24 protein-coding genes are annotated in these 26,650 nt (G+C 63.4%); 19 read left to right on the top strand and 5 right to left on the bottom strand.

Going from position 1 to position 26,650, the window contains the following annotated elements; genetic code table 11:
* Positions 1-78 precede the first annotated feature (78 nt).
* The 7 genes from B7Y43_RS06980 to B7Y43_RS06950 all read left to right on the top strand — a co-directional run bounded on the left by B7Y43_RS06980 (position 79) and on the right by B7Y43_RS06950 (position 8,253).
* Positions 79-1,077: a dipeptidase gene (locus tag B7Y43_RS06980; RefSeq protein WP_374130910.1), complete on the top strand. Its 999-nt coding sequence runs from the start codon at positions 79-81 to the stop codon at positions 1,075-1,077.
* Positions 1,074-2,045 carry a threonine/serine dehydratase gene (locus B7Y43_RS06975; RefSeq protein ID WP_374130909.1) on the top strand — a complete coding sequence of 324 codons (972 nt, stop codon included), beginning with the start codon at positions 1,074-1,076 and terminating at the stop codon, positions 2,043-2,045. Before B7Y43_RS06980 ends, B7Y43_RS06975 begins: the two co-directional genes overlap by 4 nt.
* Positions 2,042-3,493 (top strand): peptide MFS transporter, encoded by a 1,452-nt coding sequence (locus B7Y43_RS06970; RefSeq protein WP_374130908.1) that lies wholly within the window; start codon positions 2,042-2,044, stop codon positions 3,491-3,493. The genes B7Y43_RS06975 and B7Y43_RS06970 overlap by 4 nt, the downstream gene beginning before the upstream one ends.
* The gene (locus B7Y43_RS06965; RefSeq protein ID WP_374130907.1) at positions 3,490-4,368 is read left to right on the top strand and encodes a DUF1080 domain-containing protein; all 879 of its coding nucleotides are present in this window, start codon (positions 3,490-3,492) and stop codon (positions 4,366-4,368) included. Before B7Y43_RS06970 ends, B7Y43_RS06965 begins: the two co-directional genes overlap by 4 nt.
* The gene (locus B7Y43_RS06960; protein ID WP_374130906.1) at positions 4,365-6,011 is read left to right on the top strand and encodes a ribulokinase; all 1,647 of its coding nucleotides are present in this window, start codon (positions 4,365-4,367) and stop codon (positions 6,009-6,011) included. Before B7Y43_RS06965 ends, B7Y43_RS06960 begins: the two co-directional genes overlap by 4 nt.
* Positions 6,004-7,521, top strand: a complete 1,518-nt coding sequence (locus tag B7Y43_RS06955) for a hypothetical protein (RefSeq protein WP_374130905.1) — start codon at positions 6,004-6,006, stop codon at positions 7,519-7,521. Before B7Y43_RS06960 ends, B7Y43_RS06955 begins: the two co-directional genes overlap by 8 nt.
* 213 nt (positions 7,522-7,734) lie before the next feature.
* Positions 7,735-8,253, top strand: coding sequence for a DUF3489 domain-containing protein (locus tag B7Y43_RS06950; protein WP_374130904.1), 519 nt, complete (start codon positions 7,735-7,737; stop codon positions 8,251-8,253).
* A 304-nt stretch (positions 8,254-8,557) separates the two neighbouring features.
* Here B7Y43_RS06950 and B7Y43_RS06945 read toward each other — a convergent pair.
* Positions 8,558-9,606 (bottom strand): IS630 family transposase gene (locus tag B7Y43_RS06945; RefSeq protein ID WP_374131088.1). Its coding sequence is split into 2 segments (ribosomal slippage): positions 8,558-9,112 and positions 9,115-9,606, totalling 1,047 coding nucleotides; the frame shifts between segments, so codons are not numbered across the junction.
* Between the two features lie 416 nt (positions 9,607-10,022).
* Here B7Y43_RS06945 and B7Y43_RS06940 point away from each other — a divergent pair.
* The 3 genes from B7Y43_RS06940 to B7Y43_RS06930 all read left to right on the top strand — a co-directional run bounded on the left by B7Y43_RS06940 (position 10,023) and on the right by B7Y43_RS06930 (position 11,777).
* Complete coding sequence (locus tag B7Y43_RS06940; RefSeq protein ID WP_374130903.1) at positions 10,023-10,847, top strand: helix-turn-helix domain-containing protein; 825 nt, start codon at positions 10,023-10,025, stop codon at positions 10,845-10,847.
* Positions 10,848-10,941: 94 nt separating this feature from the next.
* On the top strand, positions 10,942-11,331 hold the full coding sequence (locus B7Y43_RS06935; protein WP_374130902.1) for a limonene-1,2-epoxide hydrolase family protein: 390 nt from the start codon (positions 10,942-10,944) through the stop codon (positions 11,329-11,331).
* Between the two features lie 11 nt (positions 11,332-11,342).
* The gene (locus B7Y43_RS06930; protein ID WP_374130901.1) at positions 11,343-11,777 is read left to right on the top strand and encodes a hypothetical protein; all 435 of its coding nucleotides are present in this window, start codon (positions 11,343-11,345) and stop codon (positions 11,775-11,777) included.
* Here B7Y43_RS06930 and B7Y43_RS06925 read toward each other — a convergent pair.
* Positions 11,772-12,683, bottom strand: coding sequence for a LysR family transcriptional regulator (locus B7Y43_RS06925; protein WP_374130900.1), 912 nt, complete (start codon positions 12,681-12,683; stop codon positions 11,772-11,774). The two genes, B7Y43_RS06930 and B7Y43_RS06925, sit on opposite strands and share 6 nt — an antisense overlap.
* Before the next feature lie 114 nt (positions 12,684-12,797).
* On the opposite strand from B7Y43_RS06925, the gene B7Y43_RS06920 reads away from it, so the two are divergent.
* From B7Y43_RS06920 to B7Y43_RS06880, 9 genes are all read left to right on the top strand, one after another.
* Positions 12,798-13,373, top strand: coding sequence for a carboxymuconolactone decarboxylase family protein (locus B7Y43_RS06920; protein ID WP_374130899.1), 576 nt, complete (start codon positions 12,798-12,800; stop codon positions 13,371-13,373).
* 80 nt (positions 13,374-13,453) lie between these two features.
* Complete coding sequence (locus tag B7Y43_RS06915; RefSeq protein ID WP_374130898.1) at positions 13,454-14,131, top strand: peroxiredoxin-like family protein; 678 nt, start codon at positions 13,454-13,456, stop codon at positions 14,129-14,131.
* Between the two features lies 1 nt (position 14,132).
* A complete protein-coding gene (locus tag B7Y43_RS06910; RefSeq protein ID WP_374130897.1) occupies positions 14,133-15,077 on the top strand; it encodes a DMT family transporter in 945 nt (314 codons plus the stop codon).
* A 32-nt stretch (positions 15,078-15,109) separates the two neighbouring features.
* On the top strand, positions 15,110-15,988 hold the full coding sequence (locus tag B7Y43_RS06905; RefSeq protein ID WP_374130896.1) for an enoyl-CoA hydratase/isomerase family protein: 879 nt from the start codon (positions 15,110-15,112) through the stop codon (positions 15,986-15,988).
* Positions 15,985-16,791 carry an SDR family oxidoreductase gene (locus tag B7Y43_RS06900; protein ID WP_374130895.1) on the top strand — a complete coding sequence of 269 codons (807 nt, stop codon included), beginning with the start codon at positions 15,985-15,987 and terminating at the stop codon, positions 16,789-16,791. Before B7Y43_RS06905 ends, B7Y43_RS06900 begins: the two co-directional genes overlap by 4 nt.
* 13 nt (positions 16,792-16,804) lie before the next feature.
* The gene (locus B7Y43_RS06895) at positions 16,805-17,893 is read left to right on the top strand and encodes an NADH:flavin oxidoreductase/NADH oxidase (protein WP_374130894.1); all 1,089 of its coding nucleotides are present in this window, start codon (positions 16,805-16,807) and stop codon (positions 17,891-17,893) included.
* A gap of 34 nt (positions 17,894-17,927) precedes the next feature.
* The gene (locus tag B7Y43_RS06890) at positions 17,928-18,554 is read left to right on the top strand and encodes a glutathione S-transferase family protein (protein WP_374130893.1); all 627 of its coding nucleotides are present in this window, start codon (positions 17,928-17,930) and stop codon (positions 18,552-18,554) included.
* Between the two features lie 89 nt (positions 18,555-18,643).
* Positions 18,644-20,170, top strand: a complete 1,527-nt coding sequence (locus tag B7Y43_RS06885; protein WP_374130892.1) for a tryptophan halogenase family protein — start codon at positions 18,644-18,646, stop codon at positions 20,168-20,170.
* Positions 20,167-20,844 carry a DUF6445 family protein gene (locus B7Y43_RS06880; protein ID WP_374130891.1) on the top strand — a complete coding sequence of 226 codons (678 nt, stop codon included), beginning with the start codon at positions 20,167-20,169 and terminating at the stop codon, positions 20,842-20,844. Before B7Y43_RS06885 ends, B7Y43_RS06880 begins: the two co-directional genes overlap by 4 nt.
* Here the strand turns inward: B7Y43_RS06880 and B7Y43_RS06875 are convergent.
* The 3 genes from B7Y43_RS06875 to B7Y43_RS06865 all read right to left on the bottom strand — a co-directional run bounded on the left by B7Y43_RS06875 (position 20,841) and on the right by B7Y43_RS06865 (position 26,608).
* The gene (locus tag B7Y43_RS06875) at positions 20,841-22,865 is read right to left on the bottom strand and encodes a hypothetical protein (protein WP_374130890.1); all 2,025 of its coding nucleotides are present in this window, start codon (positions 22,863-22,865) and stop codon (positions 20,841-20,843) included. The two genes, B7Y43_RS06880 and B7Y43_RS06875, sit on opposite strands and share 4 nt — an antisense overlap.
* 35 nt (positions 22,866-22,900) lie before the next feature.
* Positions 22,901-25,438 (bottom strand): TonB-dependent receptor domain-containing protein, encoded by a 2,538-nt coding sequence (locus tag B7Y43_RS06870; RefSeq protein WP_374130889.1) that lies wholly within the window; start codon positions 25,436-25,438, stop codon positions 22,901-22,903.
* Positions 25,439-25,564: 126 nt separating this feature from the next.
* Positions 25,565-26,608: a LacI family DNA-binding transcriptional regulator gene (locus B7Y43_RS06865; protein WP_374130888.1), complete on the bottom strand. Its 1,044-nt coding sequence runs from the start codon at positions 26,606-26,608 to the stop codon at positions 25,565-25,567.
* Positions 26,609-26,650 lie beyond the last annotated feature (42 nt).

The raw sequence follows: 26,650 nt of genomic DNA, 5'->3' as shown, positions 1-26,650 counted from the left end.
CGCTTTCTCCGATCGGCACCAGTGTTTCCGATCGGAAATTTTTCTTGACGAAGCTGGCTGGTCTGCGAGGCTGGTGACATGGCTTCCTTCGCGTTTCCCCACGATGCGCCCGATATGATTGTTTGGGACAATCACGTCTGCCTGCCGCACCGGGCAGAGCCGGCATGGTTTGCGCGGCTAGCGCAGCACCGGGCGGCGAGAATCGATGTTGCCTCGCTCAACCTAGGTGACGCGCAGGTGTCGCTAGAGACTCAATTGCGGATGGCGGCGTTTTTTCGCGCGCAGATCGCGGCGCGGCCAGAAGAATATCTGCTCGCTGAATCCCTCGCCGATATCGATCGGGCCAAGGCGGCGGGCAAGCTTGCCATCGTCTTTGATGTCGAAGGAGCCTGGGCGATGGACGGGCAGCTCGATCTGGTGCCGCTCTACGCGCGGATCGGCGTGCGCTGGCTGTCGATCGCCTTCAACCGCGCCAACTGGGCCGGCGGCGGGGTGCATGATGCCGACGATCCTGGGCTGAGCGTGGCCGGCGGGCAGTTGCTCGACGCGCTGGCTGAGAATGGCATCGTTGCCTGTTGCACGCACACCGGTTATCGCACCGCTCAGGCAGCGATCGAGCATCATCGCGCGCTTGGGAAGCCGCTGATCTTCTCGCATTCCAATGCCCGCGCCCTCGATGATCATCCGCGCAACATTCCCGATAATCTGATCGATGCCGTCGCGTCGATTGGCGGGGTGATCGGCATCAATGGCCTGAGTATCTTCCTCGGTAATGCCGCTGACCTGGCCGAGCGTTTCGCCGAGCATGCTGCCTACGTGGCCGATCGCGTCGGTGCGGCGCATGTCGGGATCGGGCTCGATTATGTCTATGATCAGGCCGATATGGACGCGCAGCTGGCCGCCGCGCGCGGCACCTGGCCGGCCGGCTATGGCTATGAGCCCGGCATCCGCTACCTCGAGCCCGAAGCCCTGCCGCGCGTGGTCGATCTGCTGATGGCGCGCGGCTGGAGCGACGACGCGGTCCGGGGCTTTCTGGGCGGCAATTTCGTGCGCGTCGCCCAACAGGTGTGGCGATGAGCGTCGCCTGGGCGGATATCGCCGCTGTCCGCGCGCGCATTGCTCCGCATTTGGTCGAAACGCCGGTGATCCGCTCCGCGAATCTCGACGCGCTGACGGGCAGGCGCGTGCTGATCAAGCTCGAGACCGTGCAGCACACGGGCGCCTTCAAGTTTCGTGGCGCGATGGCCAAGCTCACCGGGCTGTCGCCCGAACAGCAGTTGGCGGGGGTGATCGCCTATTCGACTGGCAATCACGGCATGGCCGTTGCAGAGGCGGCACGGCGGCTCGGCATCGCCGCCACCGTGGTGGTGCCGCTCGACACGCCCGCCGTGAAAGTCGCGCGGATGCGCGAGAGCGGCGCCGAGATCGCGCAGTGTGACCGGTTCAAGGAAAATGGCGAGGAGATCGCCCGTAGCCGAGCGGCGCGCGAAGGCCGGGCCTTCGTCCATCCCTTTGACGACGAGGCGGTGATCGCGGGGCAGGGAACGCTGGCGGCCGAAATGATCGATCAGGCGCGCGCCATGGGCGAGTCGATGGACGCGTTGCTCGTCAACAGCGCTGGCGGCGGCTTTGTTGGCGGCTGCGCGGTCGCCACAGCGCAGCTTTCGCCGACCACCGGCGTCTGGTCGGTCGAATGCACCGCCTGGGACGCAATTCGTCGATCGATCGCAAGCGGGCGGCATGAGGATAATCTGGCGGCGACCCCATCGGTGTGCGACGCGATTCAGGCCCGCAAGCCGGGTGCGGCAGGGTATGCCGCCTTCAAGGACCGGCTGGCGGGCGCCATCGCCGTCAACGATGCCCAGGCGATCGCAGCACTCCGCTATGCGTTTGAGCGGCTGCGGCTGGTGGTCGAGCCCGGCGGGGCGGTCGGCCTGGCGGCAGTGCTGGCTAATATGCTGCCTCCGGAAGCACGGACGATCGGCATCGTGCTTTGCGGCGGCAATGTCGACGCCGAGCGCTTTGCCAGCTGGATCGCCCAATGACGGACGGGCGGCTCTGGGGCCAGCCACGCGGCATTTATGTGCTGTGCCTGGTCGAGATGTGGGAGCGGTTTTCCTATTATGGCATGCGCGCGCTGCTGATCCTCTATCTGATCGAGCGGCAGCAGTGGAGCGATGTGCGCGCTGCGCTGGTCTATGGGGCCTATACCGCGATGGTTTACGGCTTTTGCGTGCTTGGTGGCTGGATTGCGGACAGGTTTGTCGGCCAGTGGCGCAGCATCGCAGGCGGTGCCGTGCTCATTCTGGGCGGGCATGTCGGCCTGGCGGTGCAAGATCTGGCCACCATCGATCCGGCGATGGCGGAGCGGCTGCTTTATGCATCGCTGGCGCTGATCGTGGCCGGCACCGGGCTGTTCAAGCCGAGTTCGACGACGTTGGTCGGTCGTCTCTATCCGATCGATGATCCCAATCGGCTGACGGGGTTCCACCTTTTCTATTTCGGCATCAACTTCGGTGCGGCGATCTCCGCGCTGATTTGTGGCGCGCTGGCGGCGATGTTCGGTTGGGGGGCGGGGTTGGGTGCGGCGGCGATCGGCATGGCCTTCGGGCTTGGTGTGCTGCTGTTCGGGCGGCAATCCCTGGAATCGGTTGCGGTTGCTGCGCCGCCGGTGACCTTGGGCACGGTGCTGATGCCGGCGGGCATGGTCGCGGCGGCCTTTGCGCTGATTTCCTTTCCTGATGCAGTCGGCGTGGTGCTGGTGTTCGCGCTGGTCATCGCGCTGGCGGTGATCACCCGGTTTGTGATGCACGATGCGACGCTGATCGAGCGCCGCCATGTCGGCACTGCGCTGATGTTAATCGCGGCTGCCTCGATCTTCTGGAGCTTGTCGGAACAGGCCGGGTCGTCGCTCAATCTCTTCGCGGCGCGCATCGTTGATCTCAGCGTGGGCCCAGTGCGCGTGACGGCGCCGCAACTCCAGTCGCTCAGCCCGGCGTTCATTTTGGTGCTGACGCCGCTGCTGGCGCTACTGTGGCACCGATTGGGTAAGACGGGGCGCGAGCCGGGCGTGGTGTGGAAGCATGTCGCCGGGCTGGCGCTGGTCGGGCTTGGCTTTGCGTGCCTGAACCTTGGCATCGCGCTGGCGGTGAGTGGCCAGCGGGTCGCGCTCTGGTGGCTGGTGCTCTCCTACCTGCTGCAGACGCTGGGCGAGGTTTGCCTGGCGCCGACGGCCTATGCGGCGGTGTCGCGGCTCGCACCGGACCGGATCGCCGCGCTGATGATGGGGCTGTGGCTGTTTTCGATTTCGATCGGCAATTTCGTCGGCGCACGCGTGGCGACCCTGGTCGCGCGGCCAGTGGCGGGCGTTGGCGGTGCCGATGAGGTGGAACGCTATGCGACCGCCTTTGGCGGGGTGGCCATTGTCGCCATTGCGGCGGCGTTAGTCTTGGCGGCGGTTGCGCCCCGGTTGCAAAGGGCGATGGCAACATGAAGCGGATCATCTTGGCGGCTGTGCTGGCGGCGATGCCCGCCGCTGCCGAAACGCCGGAGGAGATTGCGGCCATCCTGTCGCAGGGCAATCCCCGGGTCGCCGGATTGATCGCTGCCAACCAGACATTAAAGCAGGCCTGGGCCGAGGATTTCTGGGCCGATGCGCTGCTGCGTGGGCCGAAGCTGGCAGGCACGCCGTGGCGCACGCATGATTTCCGAAGGCCGCAGCCCCCGGTCGTCACGCCGGTAATGGCCGAATGTGCCGGTAGTCCCGCACCCAGCGACGCAGTGATGTTGTTCGACGGTCAATCGGCGGCGGCGTTCACCGGCGAGAAGCTGGCGCTGTGGCAGGTCGCCGACGGCGCGCTGACAGCGACCGCACGGGAAAACAACCGCATCGCTACCCGCGCCGCCTTTGGCGACATGCGCCTTCATCTCGAATTTCGTACCCCCGCGCCGCCACGCGGGGTGTGGCAATATCGCGGCAATAGCGGCGTGTTCCTAATGGAGCGCTATGAGGTGCAGATCCTCGACAGTTACCGCAACCCGACCTACCCTGATGGGCAGATGGGCGCGCTCTATGGCCAGGTGCCGCCGCGCGTGAATGCCAGCCTGCCGCCGGGGCGCTGGCAATGCCTCGAAATCGATTTCCGCGCGCCGCGTTTTGCGAAAGGGCGCCTGACCGCGCCGGCGCGCGTGACGATCCGCCACAATGGCATCGTCGTCCAGCGCAACGCCGCATTTCGTGGCCCCACCGCCTTTGCCGAGCTGAAGCCCTATGTGCCGCATGCGGCCACATTGCCCTTTACCCTGCAGGATCATGGCGACGGCACCAGCATCGTATCGTTCCGCAACATCTGGGCAGTACCGCGATGAGTTTTGCGCTCGGGATCGACCTCGGCACCGGGGCCGCTCGGGCGGCGATCGTCGCTTGCGACAGCAGCGCGCTGATCGGGCTTGGCAGCGCCGATTACCCGTCGGGCAGTGGCGGCGTGCTGTATGACGGCAAGCGGCCATTGCTCGCACGGCAGCACCCCGGCGATTATCCGATCGCGATCGAACGCGCGGTGCAAGGGGCGCTTGCCGCGGCAAGCGACGTCCCCGGTTTCGACCCCGTCGCCATCATCGGCATCGGCGTCGACGCGACCGCATCGACCCCCGTTCCCGTCGATGCGCGGCTCCAGCCGCTCGCCAGTGATCCTGCTTTTGCGGCCGATCTCGATGCAATGGCCTGGCTGTGGAAGGATCACGAAGCCCATGCCGAGGCCGATGAGATCACAGCCCTGCTCCGTGCGCATGATCCGGCGCGGCTGGCGCGGGTCGGCAACGCCTATTCCTCCGAATGGTATTGGGCAAAGCTGCTGCGCTGCGCGCGTGTCGCGCCACGGGTGTTTGCGGAGGCCGCCAGCTGGGTTGAACTGTCCGATCTGATCCCGGCCTGGTTGTGCAGCGCCCGATCGACCGAGCGGCTGGTGCGCGGGGTCGGCGCTGCCGGGCATAAGGGGCTCCATGTCGCGGCGCAGGGCGGCTGGCCGGCGCTTGAACTGCTCCGACAACTCGATCCGCGATTGGCACTGCCGCAGGGCCGGGTGGCCGAAGCGGGAAGCCTTGCCGGGTTGCTTGATCCGGCTATCGCCGCGCGGCTTGGCCTGTTGCCAGGCACGCCTGTCTCGGTCGGCGGGATCGATGCGCATGTCGGCGCGATCGGGGCGGGGGTGCGACCCGGTCGGCTCGTCAAGATCATGGGCACGAGCTGCTGCGACATCACCGTCGGCGCGGCAGGTCAGGCGCTGCCTTCGATCCCCGGCATCAGCGGGGTCGTCGCCGGCTCGGTGCTGCCGGGGCATGACGGGCTGGAAGCGGGGCAAGCGGCGATCGGCGATCTTTATGGCTGGGCGGCAGGGCTGGGCGATGGCCATGCGGCGCTCAGTACCGAGGCGGCGCAGCTCGCACCGGGCGAATCCGGGCTGGTCGCGCTCGACTGGAACAACGGCAATCGCTGCGTGCTTGGCGATACAAGGCTGACCGGGGTGGTGCTTGGCCAGACGCTGCGCACCACGCCCGCCCATATCTACCGCGCGATGATCGAGGCGACGGCGTTCGGCGCGCGCAAGATCATCGATCGCATCGAAAGCGGCGGCGTCGCGATCGACGAGGTCGTGATGTGCGGTGGTGTGGCGGAGCGCAACCCGCTGGTGCCGCGCATCTTCGCCGATATCCTCGAACGCCCGATCGCACTTGCTGCCTCGTCCGAAACCTGCGCACTCGGTGCGGCGATCCTTGGCGCGGTCTGCGGCGGCGCGCATCCCGATGTCGCGATGGCGCAGGCCGCGATGGTCCCGGCGGCGCGCACCAGCATCACGCCCGATCCCGCCGCCGCCACAGCCTATCGCCCGTTGGGCGACTATTATGATCGGCTGCACGATGCCTTCGGCACCGGCGCGCTCGCCGATGTGATGCCCGCGCTCGGCCATCTGCGTGATTCCGTACGAACCCACCAGGAGACTTCCCATGGCTGACTCAATCGCCATTTTCCGCCCCGGCGATTACCGTGCCGCCCCCAATGCGATGGCCGTGCCCTTGCTCGAGGCGGCCAATGCCCAGCTCGAAAAAGCGCTCGACCGACTTGGCCGTAGCCATTTCCGGGTCGAAGGGTTCATCACCCGCCCGGACGAGGCGGTGGCCAAGTTGCGCGGGATAGATGAGCCGCTGATCGGGCTCTACACGCATTGGGTCTACGGCCCGCATACGGTCGACGGGGTGATCGGCAAGGACAATCCGTTGCTGATGATGTCCAATTTCTCCGGTCAATTTCCAGGGCTGGTCGGCTTGCTCAACACTGGCGCGTGCCTGCAGGCGGAAGGACGCGCGCACAGCCGCGCCTGGACCGACAGCGCCGACTGGTCGACCGACCATGCCTTTCTCGACCGGCTCGATGAATGGTGCCGCACCGGCGGGGTTACCGAAAGCCAGGCCGCTATCAGGCCGATGCCCGCAATCAGTGCCGATGCGCGCGCCATTGCCAACCGGGTCCATGCCGAAGTCAAGGCTAAATGGCCGCTGCTGCTGATGCTCGGCGATACGTCGATGGGGATGACCAACGGCTATTTCGGGGTGCGCACGCTCCACCAGGTTGGCTTTCTGGAGCACAAGGTCGATCAGGCGTGGATCATCGATTATGGCGAACGCGTCAGCCAAAAGCGGATCGATGACGCCTTCGCCTTTGTGGTCGATCGCGGCGTGACCTTTCATTGGGGCGAGAAGGGGGCGGCTGACTTCGCCGAACATGCCACGCGTGAGCAGCTGCGCGACTATCTTGCCGTGCTCGACCTTGCCGCCGAATTCGGCGCGGACTGCATCGGCTGGCAATATCAGCTCGGCATGATCCACCGCCGCCCACCGTCCGACTTCGCAGAGGGCCTGCTCAATTCGACCTGCCGACCGGAGGGCAATGGCGACACGATCGTCGACGCGACCGAGGCCGACCAGGGCAATGCGCTGCCGATGGAGTTGATGAAGCGCTTGCTGAAGGCGAAAGGGCTGCACCAGAGTGTCGCCTTTCACGATGTGCGCTGGGGCCTTGAGATCGGGGGCAAGTTCCTTTGGATTCTGCTCAATTCGGGGTCGGCGGGCGCTTATGCGTTCAATCACGATCCCGACACGTTGGCGGGCGTGCATAGCTGGCGCCAACCCGCGCAATATTTCCCGACACCCGGCGGCAGCTTCGCAGGCGAAAGCCTTGAGGGCGACATCACCTGGGCGCGCGCCTGGCTCGACGCCGGGGTGCCGTGCATGGATATCGGCCGGGGTTCAGTCGAACGGCTGCCGCGCGACATACTCGACCGGGTGTGGCAGGGGACGACGCCTGAATGGCCGATCATGGCCGCTGACTTGCAGCTCAGCCGTGACGACCTGATGGCGCATTATATGAGCAACCATATCGCGGTTGCCTATGGGGATATCTTCGCGGAGATGGCGGCGCTGAGTGAGGCGATGGGCTTTCGCGTGCGGTACCTGTCGAGTGGATAAAGGAAGCGAAAAGAATAGGCGCCAAATGACGTTCAAATCGCTGTCTATTAGGTTAAACTGTAAAGTGCCGGAGCGCTATAACTCCAGCGCACAATCCATTCGACTTCGCTGGCGACCAGAGCGACAGCTCGGGTCATGAGGTGTCGCGGTTAAGAGCGACGATGTGCCCCGCCGATGGGATCGGCCGGGGCTGCGGCTGGTGGGGGCGGCACGGTGCCGCTCATCCGAGAACGGAAAAAACTCAACGACCCGCAGCTGATCTTGTTGTCTGCCGCCGCCGGGCGTTCGGGCGGCAGCCTGATGCCGCTGCCCGACAGTATCGCGGGCGCAGGCGACCGCGCCACCAGGGCAATCACCGCGCTGGTGAAACAGGGGTTGGTGGAGGAACGCGAGACCAACGATGCCGCCAGCGTCCACCGCGATGACGGTGATATCCGCTATGGTCTGTTCATCGCCGAGGCGGGCCTCGCGGTGATCGACACCGGACGAGACGTGGAGGTGGAAGAGCTTGCCCCGGTGGTCCCCAAAGCTGAGCGTCAGTCAAAGAGTGCTGCCATGATCGCGCTGCTCGAGTGCAGCGACGGCGCGACCATGGCTGACCTGATCGCCGCCACTGATTGGCCGCCGCACACGACGCGGGCAGCGCTGACGGGCCTGCGAAAGAAGGGTCATGTTATCGAGCGCGGCAAGCGCGGGGAGGAGACCTTCTACCGCATCGCGGCTGCGGCTTGATCATGGCGAGCGTTGATGTTCAACTGGGTGAGTTGGCGACCATGTCGTCACCCCAATTGAAGGAAGAATGGTCGAAACTGACCCAGCCGCCGTCCCCCCCTGATCCGTGCGAAGATGATGCGACTGTTCGTCGTTTTCTCGGTGGCACGATCGTGCCAGATGACAGTCGAAAGCGAGTTCTGCAGCGGTTAAATCCTGCCCATGATTGGAACCTGCAATTTCCGAAGTCCGCCCGTATCAGGGGGATAGCACCAGAATCTCCCAACGTTCTGATACCAACCTGCATTGATTACGACAGACGTGCCTATTTGCGTCGTCCGATGGTCATGATGCGCCATGGTTGATCGATGAGTTTGTTCCACGCCTCGCAGCAATGGTCGATGATGTCGTCGTGGGATGTGAAGACGCGGTTCGATAGCCAGTTATCGCGCATGAACTGCCAGATGTTCTCGTCCGGGTTCAGCTCGGGGCATTTGGCTGGCAGCGCGATAATGCTGATGTTGTCGGGCACGATGAGCTTGCCGGTGGTGTGCCAACCAGCCTGATCCATGAGCACGACCGCGTGCGCGCCGGGGGCGACGGTGAGCGATATCTCGATCAGGTGAAGCGCCATTGTTTCGGTGTTGCAAAACGGCAGGATCAGCCCGGCACCCTTGCCCTGTTCCGGGCAGATCGCGCCAAAGATATAGGCCGATTTCGTCCGCTGATCCTTTGGTGCCGATGGTCGTGTCCCGCGCCTGGCCCAGCGCCGCGTGATCTTGTTCTTTTGCCCGATCCGCGCCTCATCCTGGAACCATATCTCTACGGGCGTGCCCCTCGGGAGGGCGGCTCTGACCTTTGCCAGCTCGGCGGCAAAGCCCCCTTTTTGAAGGCGTCCATGGCAAGTTCGTTCTGGGCATGATGCCGAGGCCGCGCCGTCAGCTTGACGTAGCCCAGCTTCTTCAACTCGCGTCCCACGGTCGTTTCATCGAGCGACACCGCAAACTCGTCGTGAAGCCATTGGACCAGGTCGATCAACCGCCAGCGGACAACGCCATGGATCGCCGGGATCGGGCCGCGCTCGACCGCCTCCACAAGTGCCCGTCGCTGAGCGTCATTGAGCCGCGACCGGTTCCCCGGCGCCTTGCCGTCAAGCAGACCAGCAGGGCCTTGGGCGTTGAACCGGACCACCCAGTCACGCACAATCTGCAGCCCCAAACCGCCAATCCGCGCCGCCACAGTCCGGCTGCCGCCGTCGTAAATCTCGGCCAACGCCAAAAGCCGACGGGTCTGGTTCGCGCTCTTCGACCCACGCGCCAATCGCCGCAAGGCAGCCCCGTCAAAATCATCCCGCAAGCTGATCGCTGATCCCATGGTCACGCCCTCCAATGCACGACGCCATAGATTCAGACTTTCGTCAGTTTTGGAATCCCTTACGTGAGTCAGACACTGCGCAGGTTGGTATCAACCCATATAAAATCAGACGATCCAAAATTAAGTACCCTGCAACTGATTGGCGATTAAATTTTATTTTAATGATTCGTTTGTTCAGACGATATCCACATATTTTATGACAGCAAATGCTTTTGTATCCGAGGCGGATTTATTGGTACGTAATGGTCGCTTGGATGGCCACCATGGCTCAATTCTGTGAAGTGAGGACCTGTTCTGGATCGATCAAGCACAAGGCCTGGTCATTGCGACCCCGTGCTGCCGTCAATTACCTCCAAGGTCGTTGATCCATGCCACAAGGCATGGAACGATATGGGTTAAGCTGGGGAGGCTGCGCCATGACGACGATAGTGACGGATACCCGCGCCGATATCGGCTTCCCGCGGCTGCTGCGTGAATGGCGACAGAAATGTCGGCTGTCACAGCTCGATCTGGCGCTGACGGCGGGGGTCTCGCAGCGCCATGTCAGCTTTCTGGAATCAGGGCGCGCCAATCCCAGCCGGACGATGATTCTGCAGCTCAGTGAGACGCTGCAGGTGCCGCTGCGAGATCGCAACACCTGGCTGACGGCGGCCGGCTTTGCGCCGCTGTTTCGCACTCGGGCGCTCGATGATCCGCAGATGGGGCAGGTGATGAGTGCGATCCGGATGATGTTGACGGCGCATGAACCCTTCCCAGCGGCGGCTATCGACCGCGCCTGGAATGTCCGCATGTCGAATGCGCCCTTTGACCTGCTTGGGGGTATGCTGGGTGAGGATATTTGGGCGCGGGTTGGCGGCGAGGCGCATAATCTGATGCGGCTGTTCTTTCACCCGAACGGCATCCGGCGCTTCGTCACCAACTGGGCGTCGGTTGGGCCGCTAATCTGGCAACGGGCACAGCGTGAGGCCGAAACATTGGGTGGCGCCGATATGAAGGCCGTGCTGGATGATCTGGGGCCGTTACAGGATGACGATATCCTGTGGTCAGCCGCTGAGACGGCGCTGCTGCCCGTTTTGCCGATCAACCTGGCGGTTGGCGATCTCCGCCTATCGATGTTCACCGTGATTGCGACCTTTGGCACGGCCCAGGATGTCACTGCGGATGAACTGCGGATTGAAACCATGTTTCCGGCCGATCCGGCAACCGAGGCGCTTTTCCGGCAGGCAGCGACAAGCCAGTAATCGCTCGCCCAGGCCGCACGGATAACCTGCGAGGTAATTGCCGAACGCCCGCGCTGCCCCGACAAGCAACATCGAACGCCTGAAGGAGACGACCATGACCATAGCAGCGCCTTCGCCGACCGACATCGTCAAGCAGTTCCTGAAGGCGATGGAACCGCTCGATTATGATACCGCGCTCACCTGTGTTGCCGCCAATTGCATTTACACGAACCCGCCGCCGATCGGCACGGTGCATGGACCCGCCGGCATCCGGGCCGTGCTGGAACCCTTTTTCGCGCCGACGCTAGAGAATGAGTTCCGCATCCTCCGGGAATCGGCGACTGGCCCGATCGTCATTCTCGAACGGCTCGATCGCCACCGTCTGGCCGACAAATGGGTCGAACTGCCGGTCACTGGTGTGTTCGAGGTGCATGACGGCCTGATTAGCTATTGGCGCGACTATTTCGATGCGGCCACGATCATGTCGCAATGGCCAACCGGCTAGGGGAGCAGGCCGTGCGATCCCAGGCGTTTCACAAATTCTGGCTGAAGATTACGGCGATCGTCGTTGGATCGTTCGGACCGATATTCTTCCTCGGCACGATGGCGGCAACGCTGGAGCCCGCGCGGTTGACGCTGGATATCCTCAGCTGGCCGATTGATGGCGGGACGCGCTGGGATTCGCCCGATACGCGCTTCTTATCTGCCCTCACCGGCGGCTTCTTGATGGGCTGGGGGGTGTTGATCTGGTGCCTTTCGTCCTGGGTCCATGACCTGGCACCAGAGCCGGTGCGCCGCTCAGTCCTGACCGGCACCCTGGCCTGGTTCTGCCTGGATAGCGCCGGATCAATCGCGTCGGGCAATGCGTCGAACGCCTTGTTCAATGTCATCGTGTTGCTGATCGCGGTCGGCCCGCTTTGGCGGCCGGCAATCGATGCTGGCCGATCATGACCCGCCCAAAGCAGGATCGTCGGCTGCCCCCATCGCCATCACGAGATGGTCGATGAACAGGCGCACCTTGGCCGGCGGCTTGCGGCCAAGCGGCGAGATGGCGTGGACGTCGATGGTCGGCAGGGTAAAATCGGGCAAAACCTGCACCAGCTCGCCGCGCGCCACTTCCATGCGGCAGGCAAAGGCCGACGTCATCGCCAATCCAAAGCCGGCCACAGCGGCAGCCAGTACGCCTTCGGTAGACGTGGCGACCAGTCGCGCTTCAAGCTTCACGGAGGTTTCGCCACCTGCCGCGTCGCGCAACGTCCAGATATCGATGCCGGGCGACCGCCCGCTGATGATGTCATGCGCCTGGAGATCGGCAATCGACTTTGGCGCGGATCGCGCGGTGAGATAGGCTGGGCTGGCCACGATATAGCGCGGCGCGGAGGCGATGCGGCGGCTGATAAAGCTCGAATCCGCTAATGCGCCAAGGCGGATGGCGAGATCGACCCCTTCGTCGAGCAGATCGACGCGGCGGTCGGCCATTAACAGCTCGACCCGCAACGCCGGATGCGCCTCAAGAAACGGGCCAAGCCGGGGGGCGATTTTGCGCGCGCCAAAGGTCACCGGGGTCGCGACCTTGAGGACGCCGGTCAGCCCCTCCGTGCCGCGCACAGCGTTTTCCATCTCCTCGACATCGCTGAGCATGCTGCGCGCCCGTTCAAGCAGCAGCGCACCGGCCTCGGTCGGCACGACTTGGCGCGTTGTTCGCATGAACAGCTTGACGCCTAGCCGCGCCTCGAGCCCGCCGATCATCCGTGACACGGTGGGTTGCGCATAGCCCAGCTCGCGCCCGGCACGGGAGAAGCTGCCCGTGTCCGCCACGCGGACGAAAAGCGCAAGATCGTGAAAACGGTCACTCATAGCAAATGCGTATAAGTCATAGAGCAATTCAAGGGATACAAGAGAATTGCTGCATGAGCCATTTCCTGGTCACCGGCAACGAGCGTGTTGCTGGACACCATCAGGAGACCCGCAATGACCATCGCATTCCAGAGCTACACTGCCGATACCGCCCCAGAAGCTTCCAAGCCTTTGCTCGCTGGCGTCAAGAGCCAGTTCGGCTTCGTCCCCAACCTGCAGAGCATCATGGCCGAAAGCCCCGAGCTGCTTGCCGCGCACGGCGCCCTTTGGGCTGAATTTTCGAAGACCACGCTCAGCCAGCACGAGCAGCAGATCGTGTTCATGACGGCAATTTATGAAAATGACTGCCATTATTGCATGGCTGGCCACACCACGATGGCCAAGATGCAGAAGCTGGGCGATGACGTAATCCAGGCACTGCGCAGCGGCAACGCAATTGCCGATGCCAAGTTCGAAGCGCTGCACCGTTTCACCACGCTCGTCGTTCGTGACCGCGGCTTTGTTGCAGATGCTGATGTCCAGGCGTTCCTCGACGCGGGCTATACCCGTCGCAACGTGCTCGAAGTCGTGCTCGGCGTCTCGATCAAGATCCAGAGCAACTATACCAACCACCTGGTCGGCACACCGTATGACGCCTTCATGGCTGGGAACGAGTGGACCAAGCCCGGCACGATGCGCGCTGCCGCATAAGCCCTAACCCTGTCGCCCTCGGCCGGCGCGCGTTCCTCCCCTTTCGCGCGTCGGTCCCCTTTTTCGAAATGACTGTTCCGATGTCCCAGCACGCAGCCCTTACCCAGGAACTTGACGCGCTCCGCGTCCATTATGCCGTGCATATGCCGGCCGATATCGCCGCCGCCATGACGCGCGCCGATACGGCGCTTGCGGCCTCTGGCATCGTCAATCGCGCGCTGAAGGCCGGGCACTATGCGCCCGATTTCGCCGCACCCGATGCCAACGGGGCGCGCGTTCGCCTGAGCCGCGCGCTGCGTGACGGCGCGGTGATCCTCAGCTTTTATCGCGGCGATTGGTGCCCCTATTGCAACCTGGAGTTGCGTGCCTACGCGGCGCTTGCCGATGAGATGCGCGATGCCGGGATCCAGCTCATTGCAATCTCGCCGCAAGAATCTGATAAAACGGTACAGGCTGCGAACGCCGATCCCTATCCTTTTGCGGTGCTGAGCGACTCAGGGTCGAAGATTGCCCGGAATTTCGGTGTCGCCTTTGACCTGCACGAGGAACTTCGCCCGCTTTACGCCCGGCTCGGCCATGCGTTGCCCGACATCAACGGCGGTGACTGGATCCTGCCGATCCCCGCCACCTATGTGATCGCGCCCAATGGCGAGATCGTGCTCGCCTTCATCGACACTGATTATCGCCGTCGCCTCGACCCCGCCGACGCGATTGCGGCTGCAATCCGCGCCAACACCCCGCGCCGCAAGGCTGCGTAAGATGACCAGCATCGCCCTTTCACCCGCCGCGCCAAAGCAAATGGCGTCGCCCGTCCTGCAGGGCGTGCTGTGGGGTGGTGCCGCCGTCACCATCTGGGGCGTGTACCTGGCCTTTGCCCGCGCCAATGTCAGCACGGGTATCCTGCCGGTTGATCTCGCCTTTGTGCGCTATCTGACGGCTGGCCTGATCATGCTGCCCTGGCTGCTGCGACATTCGCCCGCCACGATGGCAGGGATGGGGTGGCGCAAAGCGGCGGTGCTGACGCTGTTAGCCGGGCCGTTGTTCATTCTGGTCAGCGCGACCGGGTTCAAATTCGCGCCGCTGTCGCACGGTGCCGTCGTCCAGCCTGCCGGCATCACGATTGCCGGGATGTTGCTGGGCGCGGCGTTGCTTGGCGACCGGCTGACCAAGCCGCGTGTTATCGGCGCCGGGATCATTCTGGCCGGGCTTGCACTGGTGGCTGGCCCTAGCGCGCTCAGCGGCGGGCCGATTGCCCTGCTGGGTGATGCGCTGTTCGCTGGCGCTGGCGTGATGTGGGCGGTGTTCGCCGTCCTGTCGCGGCGATGGGCGATTTCCCCCGTCGCGGCCACGGCCGTGGTGTCGGTTTTGTCGGCTGCCGTCTATGTCCCGCTTTACCTGGCCAGCCATGGTATTGGCGCGCTGCTCACCCAGTCAGCGACAACCATTGTGCTGCTGATCATTGTCCACGGCGTCTTGTCGGGTGTGGTCGCGGTGTTTGCTTTTGGCCGCGCCGCTGAACTGCTCGGTGCGCCCCGCGCCGCTGCCTTCCCCGCCCTTGTGCCCGTCGTCGCCACGCTCGCTGGCATCCCGGTTGCCGGAGAATTTCCCGCTGCCTGGCAGATTGCCGGGTTGCTGATCGTCACCCTCGGCCTGCTCGTCACCCAGCGGACCGCCAAGCCGGGCATCCCCGCCAAGACCGCCTGAAACCATCAAGCCCAATGGAAAGGAACACCCCCATGACGCGCACCCGTTTTCTCACCACTGTTGCCGCTTCCCTGCTCGCATCGGTTATCGTTGCCGTCACAGAGCCAGCGCCCGCTGCCGCGCAAACCGCCGCCGCACCGGCAAACCCGGCCTATTTCACCAAGCACCCCTCGCTGCGGATGACGCGCGGTGCCGATGGCGTGCTGGTGGTCGAATTCAACACCCGTGGTGGCCCGATCAAATTCTCTGCCCAGGACCATGAGGATTTTGTCGACGCCTTTTACCAGATCGGTCGTGATCGCGGGAACAAGGTCGTCATCCTGACCGGGGCTGGTGGCCAATGGATTGGCGATATCGATTTCCCCAGCTTTGGTGACGTCAGCGACCCCGATGGCTGGAGTAAGGTGCATGACGAAGGCACGCAGGTGCTGGAAAACATCGCCAATATCCGCGTGCCGGTGATCTGCGCGGTTGAGGGCAAGGCCTGGATTCACTCCGAATATTGCCTGCTCGCCAATGTCATCATCGCCGGCAAGGGCGCGACCTTCAATGATGCGCCGCATTTTGCAGGCGGCATCGTGCCCGCCGATGGCATCTTTACCGCCTGGTCCTATTGGGCCGGACCCGGCCGCGCCCAGGCCTGGCTGCTCGATCCCAAGCCGATTTCGGCGGAGACCGCGCAAAGCTGGGGCGTTGTGTCCGAAATCACGCCAACCGGCGGGGCAGTTGCCCGCGCCCGGGTGCTGGCGGCAGGGTATCTGACCAAAACCGAAGTCACCCGCCGAAACACCCGCATCCACTTCATCCAGCCCTTGAAGGAGCGGATCATCAAGGAAACGGGCTATGGCCTGCAACTTGAAGGCGCGAGCGCATCGGCGCTGGTCAAGGCGTCCAAGGCAGGTGCCAAGTGATCCTGCTTGGCAAGCGCGCGGTCATCACCGGCGGGTCGAGCGGCATCGGCTATGAAATTGCCGCGCAAATGGGAGCAAAGGGCGCTCGGCTAGTCCTGACCGGTCGCCGTCCCGAACCGCTGGCTGCCGCGGTCGAACGGCTCAAGGCGACGGGTGCCGAAGTGTTCGGCGTCGCCGGCGATATCACCGATGGCACGGCGCGGGCCGTCCTGCTCGACCAAGCCGTGGCGCTGCTCGGCGGCGTCGATATCCTGGTCAACAATGCTGGCGGCGTGCGCGCCGGGCGGCTGGAAGACATCACCGAAGACGAGCTGCGCGCGATGATCGACGTCGATCTGCTCAGCCCCATGCTGCTCACCCGGCTGTTCTTGCCCGAACTGCGCCGGTCGGGCGACGGTCTGATCGTCAACATCGCGTCGGGCATCGCCCAGATGGGGGTGCCGTTTTACACCGGCTATGCCGCCGCCAAGGGCGGCCTGGCCCGCTTTGGTGAGGCGTTGCGTCGCGAGCTGAAGGGGGAGGGTGTTCACGTCATCACCGTGTTCCCAGGGGCGACCGACACGCCAATGATGGCGACCAACAAGGCCGATGCCGGGATGGGCTTCGCGCTTCAGCCCGTCGCCGATGTCGTCGGATCGATCATCGCGGGCATTGAGGCGGACGCGTTTGAGGTCGTGCGCGGTGGCGACGCGCGCAAGGCAACGCTTGATCTCAACCGCACTGATCCCGCCGCGATCGACCAGCGATTCCTCGACATGAAACCAGCCCTAGAAGCCGCCGTCAGCGGTCACAGCGCCCTTTGAACTGGAGCCGATAATGTCTGCGCTTTTTTCTCCCTTCACCCTTGGTCCCGTTCCTCTCATCAACCGCATCGTCGTGTCGCCGATGTGCCAATATTCCGCCAATGATGGCTCGGCGAGCGACTGGCATCTGCAGCATCTGCCCAATTATGGCATGAGCGGCGCTGGGCTGGTGATGACCGAGGCAACGCATGTCGAGCGGCGTGGACGGATCACGCATGGCTGCCTTGGGCTCTATTCGGACGCGAATGAGGCGGCGCTATCACAGGCGCTGACCGTCGCACGCCGCTATGCGCCTGTCGGCACAAAGTTCGGCATCCAGCTGGCGCATTCGGGCCGCAAGGGCGCGGTTACCCGGCCCTGGGAGGGCGGCAATGCGCTCCCTGACGATAAAGACCCGTGGGTAACGGTCGCGCCGTCGGCGATTCCCTTCAAGCCTGACTGGAAGACGCCAGAGGCATTGGACGAGGCGGGGATTGAGCGCACCATCGCGGCATTCGTCCAGGCCGCCGTTCGTGCGGTGTGGATCGGCTTTGACGTGATCGAGCTCCATGCCGGGCACGGCTATTTGCTCCACCAGTTCCTGTCGCCGCTGGCCAATCACCGTCCTGACCAATGGGGCGGGTCGCCTGAAAACCGTGCGCGCCTGCTGCTGACGATTGCCGAGCGAGTTCGCGCGGTGGTGCCATCGTCGATCGCGCTGGGCGTGCGGCTCACCACGACTGACTGGGCCGATGGCGGCGTCGATACCGGCGATGCCGTGGTCGTCGCGCAGCAACTGAAGGCGCTCGGTTATGATTATGTCTGCGCGACTGGCGGCTTCGTCGTGCCGCCTGTCGGCATTCCGTTCGGTCCCGGCTATCAGGTGCATCTGGCAGAGCGCGTTCGCCGCGAAGCCGGAATCGCCACCCGCGCCGTGGGCGGAATCAGCGATCCGCATCAGGCAGAGGCGATCATCGCTGAGGGCAAGGCCGATCTCGTCGCGCTGGCCACCGCCTTCCTCGCCGATCCGCGCTGGGCCTGGCGCGCTGCTGACACGCTCGGCGCGACCATCGCCTATCCCCCGCAATATGCCCGCGCCAAGGGCGTCCGCAAAACCGCCTGAACCAATCCCAAACTACCCTCAAACCAGGAGACCCATGATGATCGATCTTTACGCTTTCGCCACGCCCAACAGCATCAAGGTACCGATCCTGCTCGAAGAGCTGGGGGCGGACTACACATATCACGCCGTCAACATCCGCGCGGGCGAACAGAAGACGCCCGAATTTCTGGCGCGCAACCCCAATGCCAAGGTGCCGCTGATCGTCGATCAGGACGGCCCCGGCGGCGTGGCCATTACCGTCGTCGAATCGGCGGCGATCCTGCTGTATCTCGCGGAAAAGTTCGGGCGCTTCATCCCGACCGATCCCATCGCCCGCATACGCTGCTATGAATGGCTAATGTTTCAAGCCGCCGGGCTGGGGCCGATGTTCGGCCAGTCGGGCTATTTCCTGAAGCTCGCGCCCGAACCCGTCCCTGCCGCGATTGACCGCTTCCACACTGAAGCCAAGCGCAACATGCGCGTCCTCGACGGTCGGCTCGCCGAGGCGAAGTGGCTGGCGGGCAATGACTATTCGATTGCTGATGTCGCGACGTTTGGCTGGATCTGGCGGCGCGCCTTTGCCGCTGTGGATTTCAGCGAAGCCCCAAATGTCGAACGCTGGTTTGCCGCAATGGAAGCCCGCCCCGCCATCGGCCGCGCGATCGCCACGCTGGGCGGGTGACCGCACCCGCTCAGTCTCCGGGGCAATGGTTGCCTTGACCTGCAAAGGATTGCATTGTCGCGCCAATCAGGCTTCCGGAGGGGCAAGCAATGGCGCGGATCGAACGGCTAGTGATCCTGGGGGGCGGCACGGCGGGGTGGATGACCGCTGCCGCCCTGGCCAAAGCCCTTGGCCGGACGGTTCAGATCGATCTGCTCGAATCCGATGCGATCGGCACGATCGGGGTGGGCGAAGCGACGATCCCGACGATCCACTGGTTCAATGAATTGATTGGCTTGGACGAAGCCGACTTCGTCCGCGCGACCAAGGCCAGCTTCAAGCTGGGCATTGAATTTGTCGACTGGGCGCGGCCTGGCCACCGCTATTTCCACCCCTTTGGCCGCTATGGCGTCGATCTTGGCCCGGTGCCGTTCCACCAATGCTGGTTGAAAGCCGGGCGCGACGGCGCGACCACGCCGCTGGCCGATTATTCGCTGGCCACCGCGCTGGCCGGATCAAACCGCTTTGCCAGGCCGGTTGATGATCCCCGCTCGATCCTGTCGACGCTTGGCTATGCCTATCATTTCGATGCCTCGCTTTATGCTGCCTATCTGCGCACACTTGCCGAAGCGCAGGGGGTGACCCGGCATGAGGGCAGGCTGGTGTCGGTTGAGCGTGATCCCGAAACCGGGTTCGTTACCGCGCTGACCAGTGATCGCGGCGATCGGCTGGCGGGCGATTTGTTTGTCGATTGCTCGGGCTTTCGGGCGCTGCTGATTGGTGACGAGCTGGGGGCCTCGTTTGAGGATTGGTCGCACTGGCTGCCCTGTGATCGTGCCATCGCCGTGCCGTGCGCGCGCGTCGCCGAAACTACGCCCTATACCCGGTCGACGCTGCGCGATGCTGGATGGCAGTGGCGCATCCCGCTGCAGCATCGCACGGGCAATGGCTATGTCTATGCCAGCGGCTTTCTTTCCGACGATGAAGCAACGGCGACATTGCTCGCCAATCTTGACGGTGAACCCCTGGCCGACCCGCGCCTGATCCGCTTCACGGCCGGGTTCAGGCGGGAAAGCTGGACAAAGAATATTGTTGCGATCGGGCTGTCATCGGGTTTTCTTGAGCCGCTCGAATCGACCAGCATTCACCTGATCCAGAGCGGCATCGCCAAGCTGATCGCGCTGTTCCCCAATCGCGATTGCGACCCTGCGCTGGCGCGCCAGTTCAATGCATTGTTCGGGCGTGACATGGACGCGATCAAGGATTTTCTGATCCTCCATTATCATGCGACCCAGGGGCATCAGGCGCCGCTATGGCAGCACACCCGCCACATGACGCTGCCCGACAGCCTGATCGAAAAGGAAGAGCAGTATCGCCGCACGGGCCGGCTGATGCTGGCCAGCGATGAGCTGTTCCGCGAGGCAAGCTGGCTGGCGGTGCTGAATGGCCAGGGCATTGTCGCCATGGACCATAGCCCAATTGCTGACACGCTTGATGGGGTGACCAATCGCCGCCAGCTTGACCAGATCGCTGCCCTGATTGCGCGGGCTGCGCCGACATTGCCGCGGCATGACGATGCGATTGCGACACTGATCGGCCAGGCCGCGCCACGCGCAGCGGTCGCCGCCGTGCCGTGATCCTCCCGAACGTCACGCTGCACTATATTGGCCACGAACAGGAACCAGTCATCGTCATTGACGATCTTGTGCCTGATCCAGCCGGTTTGCATGCGGCAGCGATGATCGCCGATTTTGATGCGGCGGGCATGCATTATCCCGGCATCAGCGCTGCCGTACCGCCCGGCTATCTGGCGATCCTGCGACCGATATTGGGCAAGGTTTTTCGGGATGTTTTTGGCGTGACTGAAGCGGTATCGATCCTGGATATCCGGTTCGCGATCGTGACCACGCCGCCCGACCAGCTGACACTGGAACAACGGTTGCCGCATGTTGACGCGCTGGAGCCGGGTCGGCTGGCGCTGGTTCATTTCCTTGGGTCGGCAATAGAGGACGGCACCGCGTTTTATCGCCACCGTTCGACCGGATTCGAAACCATCGATGCCGATCGCAGCACCGCCTATTTTGCCGCGCTGAACGCTGATCTGGGCCGCCACGGTAGGCCGCCACCGGGCTATCTGAACGGCGATACTGCCCTGTTCGAACGCATTGCGCAGTTTCCCGGCCGCCCCAATCGGGCGCTGGTCTATCGCGGCCGCTTGCTCCACTGCGGTAATATTGCCGCTGGTCGGGCGCTGTCGGCCGACCCGGCAACCGGCCGTTTGACCGTTACTGGCTTCTTTGCCGGGCGTTAGCGCCGCCTGGGCGGGCGGACTGCCAGATAGACGGTGCTCCATAATTGCGCAGCGTTTGATTCATCGACATCCGCTTTGCCCGTACCAAAGGCGACAGGCTGATAGCGTCCGGCGCGATACTGCCATGACCAGAGTTCAGAGCTTTGCAGCCCACGCGTGGTGCCGATTACCCGCCATAAGGCGGCTTGGGCGCCAATCAGGCGCTTGCGTATTCGTGGGGGCAGATCCTGACGGCGCAGCTGACGTTCCAGCCCGGCTGCGAGCAAGGCCTGTTGCCATGACCAGATCACCGCGCCGTGATAGGCACCTGGCGTGAAGCGCGCCTGCATCGCTTCACCGGCAAAGGCGGCATTGGCGACCAGCAGCCCGGCATCGGTCATCAACCCCACCGGAAACGGGCGCATCACGGCGGCGATATCGCGATCGAGATCGGCGGGCGGGGGATTGCCAAACAACAGCGCAAAGCCCTCATCTGAATTGATGATCGGCACTGGCTGACCGGCCGCATCAATCGACAGCGCGTGGAAGCGCAGCGGCGCATCGCCAAGCGCGTTTAGGGCTGGTTCGGCGTGCAGATGCAGGCTGGTGGCATAGGCCCTGACCGCGGCGGACGCCGTCACGGCGGTCATTTCCACGCGGAACAGCGGCGGCGCTTTGGTCTGCCATGTCGTCGCCATGGCGCCTGCATCGGCAAAAATGGCGCGATCACCGGGTTGCAGATAGGCGTTGAGCAGCCCCGATCGGTACAGCCGATCCGCAGCGGCGAGCGTGGCGGGGACCAAGGCGGCGTTGACATCATAGGGATAAATGCCGCGCCCGAGCCCTTCGTCGCTGTCGCGCCATTCGCCCGACATGCGGCCCGGTTTGATGGCGATCAGCGTCGCGATCGATGGATTGGTGGCAAATCCCGTCGCCTGGCCGATGACGAAACGCAGGTTGCGCACCAGCAGTGCGCCGATGCTGCTGTATTCGCCGGGTCGCGCCGCGCTTTCGATTTTGGTGGCAAGGAAAGCCGCGCCACGATCCTTTCCGGGTCCCTCCAGATAATCAGCGGCGACCGGCGCGAGCATATAATCATCGTCGATCATGCCATAATCGAGTTCGGCACCATCGCCGCTGCGACCAGCCTTGCGGTTCTGCAGCACGGCGAATTCGCCGATCCCCTCTTCATGCGCGACTTCCCCGCCGGGCGAGAGCCGCGCAAAGACCGAGCCAAGCCCCGCTTCAATGGCGGCAGGCTGAAGCGCTGGCATCAGCAGCCGCACCGACATCAGCGTATCGCGCCCGAAATAGGTGTTGAAGCGCCAGGACCCGGCCAGGAACTTCTCGCGGTAGCTGAGGAACGCCAGCGCATTGCGGGCGGCGGGATCGGGCGCCGCACGCGCGTTGAGCAACTGGCTGATCGGCAACGGCGTCAACGGCGGATCGCCGGTGAGCGCGGTGATCTCCAGCCGGATGCGCCCGTTACGGCCAGCGATGATCGATCCGGCTTCAATCCGGCCATCAAGCACGCGCAACGCCAGATCATATCCCGGCGCACCGTCAAGCCGCGGTCGGCGGAACTGGATGGTGTCGGAACCGATCTGGGCGTCGGCCCCGACCTCGGGCGGGAAGCGGCTGACCGCCTGATAGTCCCGCAAATAGCGCACATTGGAGAGCACGGCCTGTTTCGGCGTCAAGCGCGCGGCGTTGATCGTCGCCACGGCTTTAATGCCCTGCATCGTTCCGTCGCCGCTGGTGAACGGGGTTGGCGCGCGCTCCAGCGTCCAGCGGGCAGGGCGGTCAAGCGGCGCGAACCATAGGCCCACGCCGCTATTGCCCGCCGGGAAAGCCACCAGGATGCGCGGATCGCGTCCTGAACGGAGCAGCAGATGCGCCGCCACCTTGCCATCGCGGACAAAGGCGTTGAGGTTTAGCCCCTCGACTAGCTGATAGCGGCGTTCGGGCGCATGGTCCGCCGCTGCGCCGATCGATAGCGTGCCTGCCACCAACGCGGAGGCAAGTCTCAGCGCGCGCGCCATCTTCTCTCCTCCCATCAGCCGCGACCAGCGGTCCTTCAGAACCGCAATGTCACCGACCCGCCATAGGTAGGCCCGACAATGCCGCGGGCATAGAAGAATCCCGACGCGGCATTCTGGGTTTGGCCCTGGCGCGGATTGCCCTCGGTCAGGCCAATGACGTTGAAGACATTGTCGGCATTGAAACCAAGCTGCAGCCGGTCGGTCAGGTTCAGATTCACGCCAAAGCTGGTGACGCCATAGGCAGGGAGCGAGATGCCGTTGCCTGAATCGGCGAAGATGTCGCCGATATATTTATACCGCCCGTAAAATTCGCCAAGCTTGTTGGGCAGCGTAATCGTCGGGGTAATCGTGAACAGGGTTGATGGCGTGCGTTCAGGGCGATTGCCGTCAAAGCTTGGCTGGGGAACGCCGTTGAGCCGCAGATTGTTGAGTGTTGGTTGCTGGAACACGCCGAAAAAGTCGATCGTGAACCAATTAATCGGCCGGATCTGCGCGTCAACTTCAACGCCCGTCGTGCCCAGATCGGCAAGGAATGTCGTCTGGATCGTGGGGTTCAAAGGATCGATGAAATTATAGAATTGGTCGCGGAAACTGGTGCGGAACACGGTCACCGAAGCGTTGATCAGGCGACGATATTTGTAGCGCACCCCGGCTTCATAGAGCTCGATTCCGGTGGTCGGGTTGACCCCATTGGTCTGGAACGCATCGGCATAGCGGGCATAAACGGATAGGTTGTCGGTGATGAGATAATTGACCCCGACCGTCCATGCCAGCCGTTGCTGCGTGGCGCGGGTGATGCGGAAGGTGCCGTCAAAGGTTGAGCCCACGGTTGGCACCACGGCCGCATTGATCAGGCCCGGCTGGACCGGCTGGTTGACCACCGCGCTGTTGCCGTCGCGGAATTCGGCGCTGTCGCTTTCCCAGCGGAGCCCGGCGTCGATATGGATATTGTCGCCGATCGCGAATTCGTCATTGGCATAGAGCGAGACAGAGCTGTCCTTGCTCTGGCGAATGCCCGCCCCCCAATTGCCATAGGAGATCTGGCCATTGTCGGTCAGCGTGCCGATCACGCCATTGGCAGCGTTCAGTGCAACGATGTCGTAAATGTCGCTGTTGTTCCGAACATCGTTGACGACGGCGGCGGTGGCTGACTGATTCTGGAAGCGGCTGACATCATAATAAAGCACACCGGCCGTCAGCGAGTTGGTGAAGCCATCGCTCTTATATTCCCAGCGCCCACCGAAGTTGGAGCCGAAATCATGGCCCGACTGGAAATCATGGTTGAGCGTGGTCTGCTGCAGGAAACCATTGCCGTTGAGGGCATTGAGCGTCGCGGTGTTGTTTGATCCCGTGACGATACCCGTGCGCAGGTTGCGAATACCGAACCGCACCGTCGTCGGGAAGGCCGTCTGTCCTGCGGCCAGCAGCCCGCTGATCGGCGAAGCGGCACCAGGCGTCAGATAGGTAACGGCACTCGCGAGCCCGGCATTGCCGGTGCCCGATCCAGCGAAGAGCCCGTTGAAATCATCGGTCAGCCCCAGATAGCGGGCATGGGCAAACAGATCGATCGAGTCCGACACCGGCTTTTCAACGTCGATCCGCAACTGCTTGGTTTTGACGCGAACGCCCTGATCATAGCGGAAATCGCGAAACCCATCGGCCTCGACAAAGGTCGATACCGGCACCGAGATTCGGGAGAATGCCGTTCCACCGACATTGCCGAACTGCGTGTCGAGCCCGGGAATGCCGCTTGGTCGGCCATTGTTAAAGGCATAGGGCTGGGTGGCATAAAACGCCGCCTTGATATCGCCGATCTTGCCGGTCAGCCGGATATAGCCGCCACCGTCGAGCTGATATTCCAGCATCGCCTTCAGCCGATAGCCATCATAGCTGAACGGGTTGCTGCGGACACCGGGGTTGGTCTGGATATAGCCGCCAATGTTGAAGGCGAGCTTGTCAGTGATCGGCTGCGAATAATAGAAATCGCCGCGCCGCTGGCCGTAACTATAAGCGGTGAAGCGGGCGATCCCCTCTGCCTTTTCATGATTGGGCGTGCGCGACAGGAAATTGATCGTGGCGCCCGCGCCGTTGACGGTCAGCACACCCGACGAGCCGCCCTTAACCGCTTCAAGCCGGTCGATCGTGATATCGTTTGAGAAGAAAAAATCGGCGCCGCCGCCACCATAGATGATCGGCAGTCCATCTTCTTCGAGCTGAATGAAGCGCTGTCCGCCACCCTGCAGACCACGCACCGAATAGTTGTTTGACAACTCGCCGGCGGTGCCCTCGACAAAGATGCCCGGCACCAGCTCAAGCAAGTCTGCGGTTGATCGCGGCGCCTTGCGCTCGATATCGGCGGCGGTTGCATAGGTGATGTCGGCAGAGGCGGTGATCAGCGCGCGGTTGCGCGTCGTCTGACCGGTCACCACGATATCGGGGGACTGATCCTCATCCAGCGGGGAGGCGGCGTTGGTCGCCGGGTCGGCAGGATCGGCGCTTTGCGCAAAGGCCGGTATGGCGAGGCATGCTGAGCCAGCAAGAAGAACGGCCCGAATGGTGATCCGCGAGTTCATAATCCCTCCCAATATGTTTTCTTTTTTTGTCGGCCCGCCTTGAACTGGCGATGGGAGTTGGGAGCGTATTAAATCGATTGCATCAATCTTGCAATCGTTTGTTTCGGTGGCGTCTACTCGCTCGATTCAGGCGGAATCGCGAACGATCAGTGTAGGTTGCATGATGGTCGACGGGGTCTCTGCGCCAGCCATCCGTTTGAACAGGGTTTGGACCATGGTCGCGGCCCCTGGCGCGATATCCTGCCGTACCGTTGTCAGCCGTGGCACGGTCTGGCTGGCAAGCGGCAGATCGTCGAAACCGATGATCGCGACGCGCGCGGGGACCGCAATGGCGCGATCAGCAAGCGCTCGCAATGTCCGCATCGCGATCATGTCCGATGCCGCAAAAACACCGTCATATTGCCCGTCAATCAATCCGGCATGATGGGTGATGTCAGCTTCCATTTCGTCAGCGGCCAAATGCGTCGGCAGCAGCTCTACCGTCAGCCCGGCGGTTGCCGCTGTCGCAGCAAAGCCGGCATGGCGCGCGGCAATTTCTGGCGCACGGACGTCTCCCAAAAAGGCGAGTCGCCGGGCGCCGCGCGCGATCAGATGCGTTGCCGCCCGTTGCCCACCGGCGACGTTATCCATGCCAACAACGCAATGAATTTGGCCGGGGCGGTAATGCCCCCAGGCAACCAGCGGAGGATAGCGCGCCGCTGTCTGTTCGATAATGTCGAACTGGTCCGACTGACCAATCAACAACACCCCATCGAGCATCCCTGAATCGACAATCCGCGCCAACCAATCAGGCGATTCAGGGATGACGCGCGACAGCAGGATGTCATACCCATTTTCGGTAATGAGATCAGCCAATTGGCCAAGCATTGTCATGAAGAACGGATCTGACACATGTTGACGCCGCTCATGCCCCAGCGGGATGACGACACCGATCAGCCCGGTCCGCTTGGTCCGTAACCGGCTGGCCATCTGGTTGGGGCGGAAATCATGCGCGCGGGCAATGGCCTCAATCTTTTCGCGAGTCTGCACGTTGACCAGCGGGTTGCCGGCCAGCGCGCGCGACACGGTGCCCGGCGACACGCCAGCCAGCCGGGCGAGATCCACCAGGTTGCGCACCCGCGCCACTGGCGCTGGTCCATCGTTACCAATGCAGTCGTCAAAATCCCCCATGAGTGCCTAGGATAGACTTACCAATGAGGATCGCAACCAGAT

The organism is Sphingomonas sp. 28-62-20 (assembly GCF_002281505.1).
This window is presented reverse-complemented; position numbering and strand designations above follow the sequence as displayed.